This window comes from Streptococcus suis (genome assembly GCF_016743335.1).
Classification (GTDB): Bacteria; Bacillota; Bacilli; order Lactobacillales; family Streptococcaceae; genus Streptococcus; species Streptococcus suis_Y.
Genome location: NZ_WCJE01000077.1, coordinates 1 through 3,667 on the forward strand (window position 1 = coordinate 1; position 3,667 = coordinate 3,667).

3 protein-coding genes are annotated in these 3,667 nt (G+C 40.3%); all 3 read right to left on the minus strand.

The window, feature by feature from the left end; translation table 11 throughout:
- Positions 1-616, minus strand: a 616-nt coding sequence (locus F9856_RS11775; protein WP_202106706.1) for a hypothetical protein, incomplete at its 3' end; no start/stop codon positions are given.
- A 24-nt stretch (positions 617-640) separates the two neighbouring features.
- On the minus strand, positions 641-2,455 hold the full coding sequence (locus tag F9856_RS11780; protein WP_202106707.1) for a pilin N-terminal domain-containing protein: 1,815 nt from the start codon (positions 2,453-2,455) through the stop codon (positions 641-643).
- A 241-nt stretch (positions 2,456-2,696) separates the two neighbouring features.
- Positions 2,697-3,667: MSCRAMM family protein (locus F9856_RS11785; protein ID WP_202106708.1), on the minus strand; the 971-nt coding region annotated here is incomplete at its 5' end.

The window sequence follows — 3,667 nt, forward strand, 5'->3', positions numbered from 1 at the left end:
TACCATAGGGGAGCGGTCCTACTTTGAGGTGACCTCCATTTTCCGAGGTCAGATGATAGGGTTTGCCGTCAATCATCACTTGCCTCAGTTGACCGTCCACCTCTTCCAAGACTTGGAAAACCGCTCCTGCCAAGGGGGCTGTACTTGTAGATACCTTGAGAAAATTCCTATAACCCACTTTTTCCCCCGGTAGTCCAACCTTAGCCTGTATGGTCTGTAGGCGTCCGTCTACCTGGAGGACAAGGGGAATGACCTCAATGGTAGTTGCTGACCCCTGCTGTCGAATGTAGTACCAGCCCTTTTTCAGACCAGAAAAACCTACAAATCCTTGAGGAGTCATGGGGTCAGAAAGCTGGGCTTGTCCATACAGCTGACTTAGCTCCGCTCGACTCAGGGCATAGAGTTTCTCTGCCAGTTGCTCGGGAGTCTCTCGATTCCCCTCCGGCAGATACCAGGCTTCAAGACTCAAATCTAGCTTGCCCGCATCCACATGCTCTGGCAAGGAAATGCCGACCTGAATAGAATAGGTATCCTCTGCTTGAACCAAAAGAGAGGGCAGAGACAACGAACAGACCAGTGCAATTATGCAACAGACTAGCTGTTTAATAATCCTCATCAGACCCTCCTTTTCTACTCTAGCCTAGGCGTCTTCTGCCTGACGTTTTTTCATAGCGATGAATGCAAATACCATTGTACTCAAACCAACAACTGTGAAGATAAGGGTACCAATGCCACCAGTTTGTGGAATGGTAACCTTTTTGTTTCGAATTTGAAGAAAGTTAGTTTCGCTTAGTACCTCTGAATCTCCCCAACTTGTAGGACTAACTTCAAATTCTACTGCATTACTTAACAAAGCATAGCCATTCGGTGCTTTAATTTCTTCTAAGTAATATCTTCCAGCTTTCAAACCTTTGACTTCGAATTGTCCGTTTTCTTTTGATTCAAATTGAGTTGCAGTTTCTTTCGAATCAACCCAAACAGCTGTCACATCTTTAGCCGTAGAATCTAAAACCAAGTATTTATTTTCTGTGTTTTTAACAACAAATTTTGCACCTTGAAGTTTTTCAGATTGTTGCAAATCAACATCATTTGTTTTCACAAAACGCTTGCCATAAGTAATTACTTTAGGTTCTTCTGGGACAACAGGTGGTGGGTTATCTGATGGGTTGTTGGTCACAGAAAGAATATGTTTTTTATCATCACCTTGTTCAACAGTGTAAGATGGAATATGACCATCAACAGGTTGTTCGACTACAATGTACTCAGTTCCTGGTTTAAGACCTTCTGAATATTCTTTCGATTGTTCATCTGCAGTCATTTTAAACTCGCCAACTTTTGTACCAGTTTCTTTTTCATATACAAAGAATGTAATTTCTTTTTTGTTCTTACTTGTCGACCAGTTTTTGTTTACTCTAATTTTGTTATCACCATTTGGTGTAACTGGTTTTGGTTTTTCGTCATTAAAGTTACGAGGTCTGTTACCAAAATGGAATGTTACCTTGTTCGGGATTTGTGTATTGATTTGTGCGGAAGTATTCAATACACCATTGTAGGTAAGAGTGAAATTAACATCTTGTGTCTTTGCAGTTTCTTCAATCAAGTTCAAACCTTTTTGGTTGACTTTAAGAACAAAACCACGAATGTCTTTTTCAACTGAATAATGTTCATCATTAAAACCTGGAACTTCTTTCGATACAATTTGTACTCCAGTAGTTACATCAAAATCCAATCCATTGACCATCAAGTCATCCCAAATAAGCGTTCTATAGGTAGAACCTTTTGGAATCCTTGTTGTGATTTTATATGGAATTTTTGTACCTACATCATATTCTTTCACTCCAGTATTTCCATCACCAAATGTCTTTTTCACATCTGGCTTATCTTCTGTATTTTTTGGATAAACGTGGAGTTTTGTTTGCAAGTCAAAATACCCTTGACCATCTGGTTTTGTTACTGGCAATTCAAGTTTAAATGGAACAGCCTTAGATTGAGTCAATTCTTTGCTTGCATCTTTTTCAGTGGTCACTCCATCTTTATTGTAATATGGTGAGTTTTCCTTATCTTCCACAAAGATATGAGTGCCATCTTCTAATTCAAAAGTTGCCCCTTGACTATCAGCTAATGTTACCACTCCATCTGGATAGCTTTGGTTTAATTTATAATTATTATTATCTTCAGCAATTCCAAGTTCGATACCAGTTTTAGTCACACCATCTTCTGCTCTATCAACTTTAGTCCAAACTTTGAAATTTACACCTCCAATTTCTTTTGAACCTTCACCAAAATATTCTCCAAAATTTTGAATCTGATTACCAACGTATTTATTGGTTACTTGTTTTTGATCATGATTAAAATTTTCTAATTGTTCTGGTGTCATCAAAACTTTATGAACAACAACAGCTGTTTTATGCGGTTGCGCATCATTCGCATGTACTAAATGTCGAAGATTTCCCAATGGACCGAACATCGTCAGAAGAACGGTCAAGAGGGAGAATAATTTTGTTAACTTCTTCATTATTTTCTCCTTTTCTTTTTATAGTCTTTCAGTTTGCTTCTACTACTAAGCAACGAGTCACAGACTGTACTAAAGTACGGCAAAACGAGTTCAAACAATCCAGTGGAGTGTTTGAAGTTGGAAATAGGGAAACGGAGTTTCCTCAATCGCCGAAGTAATAAAAGGTAAACTGATGACTAGTCTATTTACGTATACGTTTCCAAGTTTTCTCTTTTCCTAGCTCGACGGCAAGAGCCAGTAACATCATCCCTCCTCCCAATGTGATATATGGTAGAACTCCAAAACCTCCTGTCTTAGGATATTCCCCTTTTTTCAGGTTTTTAGCAGTAAGCAACTGCCTATTGCTATCATCTAGGGACAAGAGGTCATCTCCATCTAGGAGTTCCACTTGACCACTATCGGTAAGACGAAGTCGGTAAACTTTCGTATTGAGCTGATAGCCTTCAGGGGCTTGGGTTTCTTTCAGTTGGTAAATCTGACCAATACGGAGGTTGTCAAAGACAATTTCTTCTCCATCGGTCGCTGTCGTCTTGGTGGCAATAGGAGTCGCACCATTCTCTTCTTTCAATTCAAACACCGCAGCGAGACGACGATCGCTATCGCTATAAGCACGTTTGGCTAGCTTAAACTGTCCTGTTTTTCTTCTGTTCTTCATGGTAAAGACAACCACACGATCGCTGTCTGCCCCTTGGAGCGAGGTCATATTATCACCGTTACGGAGCAAAACAGTTCCGTCGTGATTGATTTGGAAAATGTATTCCTTATCATTTAGGACATAGCCCGTTGGTGCTTGAGTTTCTTGTAGGATAAAGTAGCCTGGACCAACATCAATGTCGGCTAGTCCATTGACAGTGACTTTACTTGCAATCGCTTCTAACTTACCTCCATTATGATCGCGTGCCCTGTAAAGGGTAAAGTTCGCACCATCTAGTAAGGTTTGGTCATTGGTCGCATCTTGCTTTTTGATGCGCAGATGGAACTTCTTGATATTTTTAATCAGCAAGACCAACTCCTGACTGCTTCCACCATTTTCTACCGAGGCAAACCCACGGTCATTGACATCAATCTGCAGGCGACCTTCTTCCGTGATGGTGAATTGAATCGGTTGAATCGCTTCATAATTTCCAGCTGGTACCCTTGTCTCTTTCAAGA